General features: G+C 67.4%; 2 protein-coding genes. One reads left to right on the forward strand and one right to left on the reverse strand.

The window, feature by feature from the left end:
• Nucleotides 1-842: lytic murein transglycosylase B (gene mltB / locus H0W38_RS19675; protein WP_292457345.1), on the forward strand; the 842-nt coding region annotated here is incomplete at its 5' end.
• Between the two features lie 127 nt (nucleotides 843-969).
• Here mltB and alaS read toward each other — a convergent pair.
• On the reverse strand, nucleotides 970-3,050 hold a 2,081-nt coding region (gene alaS / locus H0W38_RS19680), incomplete at its 5' end, for an alanine--tRNA ligase (protein ID WP_292457348.1).

The raw sequence follows: 3,050 nt of genomic DNA on the forward strand, positions 1-3,050 counted from the left end.
CGCGGCTCATTGCCCCGCCGCCGACAGCGCCCGGCGCGGCGAGGAACTGGGCCGCCTACCGCGCGCGCTTCGTCGAGCCGGTGCGCATCCGCGCCGGAGTCGAGTTCTGGCGCGACAACGAGCCCGCCTTGCGCGAAGCCGAGGCGCGCTGGGGCGTACCAGCGGAAATCGTCGTCGGCATCGTCGGCGTGGAAACCCTGTATGGCCGCCACATGGGCAACTACCGCGTGCTCGACGCGCTAACGACGCTGAGCTTTGATTTTCCGAAAGTGGCCCGGCGCGACCGGAGCGGCTACTTCCGCAGCGAACTCGAGCACTACCTGCTGCTGTGCCGCAGCCGGAACATCGATCCACTGTCGGTGCTCGGCAGTTATGCGGGCGCGAGCGGCATGCCGCAGTTCATGCCGAGTTCGATCCTCTACTACGCAGTCGACTTCGATGGTGACGGCCGCACCGATCTTCACGGCAGCCCGACCGACGTCATCGGCTCGGTGGCCCACTACCTGGCAGAGTTCGGCTGGCAGCGCGGCATGAGCACGCACTACGGTGTGAACGTGCCGGTCGACGAGAGCCGCCGCAGGGTCCTGCTGGCGCCCGACATCCTGCCGAGCTTCAGCGCGGCGGAATTCGCCGAGCGCGGCGCCGCACTCGACGCCACTGGCCGCGCGCACGAAGGCCCGTTGGCACTGGTCGAAGTGCACAACGGCGACGACGCGCCGAGCTACGTGGCCGGTACGCAGAACTTCTACGCGATCACGCGCTACAACCAGTCGAGCTACTACGCGCTGGCCGTGATCGAGCTGGGGCGGGCCATCGCGACGGTGGTCGAAGCGACTCGCTGAGTACCGCTGCGCATACATTCGTTGCCCCGCCGCACTTCGAAACGCTGTCGCAACGACGCTGCCGAAGCGCCCTCTCCCGCGTGCGGGAGAGGGCGAAACACCTTACGACGGCAGCTGCCGTTTCGTCCTAGACCCGTTCACCCACCCAGCCGACCACCGAGGCCAGTGCAGCGCCGAGCTTGGCCGGCTCGCTGCCCCCGGCCATGGCCAGGTCCGGCTTGCCGCCGCCCCTGCCCCCCACCTGCTGAGCAACGAAGTTGACCAGCTCGCCGGCCTTGATGCTGCCCATCCGATCGGCCGTCACGCCGGCGGCAAGCTGCACCTTGCCGCCGTCCACCGAGGCCAGCACGATGGCGGCACTCTTGAGCTTGTTCTTGAGCTGATCGAGCGTGTCGCGCAGCGACTTGGCATCCGCCCCGTCGAGTTGAGCGGCAAGCACTTGGATGCCGCCCACGTCGACCGCCTGGGCAAGCAACTCGTCGCCTCGCGATGACGCCAGCCGGCCCTTGAGCGCGGCCAGTTCACGTTCGAGCGCACGCACTTCGCTCAGCATCTGAGCCACGCGCCCCGGCACCTCGGCCGGCGCGGCCTTGAGCGTGCCGGCGATGCCGTTGACGGTGGCCTCCAGTGACTGCAGGTAAGCCAGCACGTTGTCGCCGGTGATGGCCTCGATGCGGCGGATGCCGGCCGCCACCCCGCCCTCGCCCACCACCTTGAACAGCCCGATGTCGCCGGTGCGCCGCACGTGCGTGCCGCCGCAGAGTTCGCGGCTCGTACCGATGTCGAGCACGCGCACCTCGTCGCCGTATTTCTCGCCGAACAGCATCATCGCGCCGAGCTTTTGCGCCTCTTCGATGGGCAGCACGCGGGCCTCGGTGGACGCATTGGCCAGCACCTCGGCGTTCACGATCGCCTCGACCCGGCGGATCTGCTCGGGCGTCATTGGCGCGTTGTGCGCGAAGTCGAAGCGGGTGCGCTCGGCGTTGACCAGCGAGCCTTTCTGCTGCACATGGCCACCGAGCACTTCGCGCAGCGCCTTGTGCATCAGGTGCGTGACGCTGTGGTTGCGCACGGTCCTGGCGCGCAACTCGCCATCGACCCGCGCGTGCAGCACGTCGCCGACCTTGATCTCGCCCTCGACGACGCGGCCGTGGTGGCCGAAGACCTCCGCCTGGATCTTTTGCGTGTCTTCGACCAGCATGCGCGAGCTGGCATTGCGCAGCTCGCCGCTGTCGCCGACCTGCCCGCCGCTCTCCGCATAGAAGGGCGTGTGGTCGAGCACGACGACGGCGTCTTCGCCGGCTCTGGCGCCGGGCACCGACAGGCCATCGACATAAACGGCCGTCACAGTGGCCTGCTCGTGCAGCAGCGCTTCGTAGCCGTGGAAGGTGGACGCCGCGCCGCTGTATTCCAGGCCCTGCGCCATCTTGAACTTGCCGGCCGCGCGGGCCTGTTCCCGTTGACGCTTCATGGCGACCTCGAAGGCGGCGGTATCGACTGTCACACCGCGCTCGCGGCAAACGTCGGCGGTCAGGTCGAGAGGAAAGCCGAAGGTGTCGTGAAGTTTGAAGGCGAGCTCGCCGTCGAGGCGCTGACTACCGCCGACCAATGCCGCCTCGAGAATCTCCATGCCGTTGGCAATGGTCTGGAAGAAACGCTCCTCTTCCTGTCGAAGGACTTCAGTCACGCGGGCTTCGTCACGGCGTAGCTCGGGGTAGGCGTCACCCATCTCGCCGACCAGCGCAGCCACCAACGCATGGAAGAACGGCTTGCGCGCACCCAGCTTGTAGCCGTGGCGGATCGCGCGGCGCGTGATGCGGCGCAGCACGTAGCCGCGGCCTTCGTTGCCGGGAATGACGCCGTCGACCACCGTGAAGCTGCAAGCGCGAATGTGATCGGCAATCACCTTCAGCGAAGGCGAGTCGGCGTCGCAATCCTTGCCCCCCGCCGCATCGACCGCCTTCTTGGCCGCGCTCAGCAAAGCGACGAACAGATCGATCTCGTAGTTCGAATGCACATGCTGGAGCACCGCCGTCAGCCGCTCCAGACCCATGCCGGTGTCCACGCTCGGCTTGGGCAGTTTGTGCATCACGCCCGCTTCGTCGCGGTTGAACTGCATGAACACGTTGTTCCAGATTTCGATATAGCGGTCACCGTCTTCGTCGGCCGAACCGGGCGGGCCACCGGCGATCTCGGGACCGTGGTCGT

It is taken from the genome of Methylibium sp. (genome assembly GCF_013817365.1).
GTDB lineage: Bacteria > Pseudomonadota > Gammaproteobacteria > Burkholderiales > Burkholderiaceae_C > Methylibium.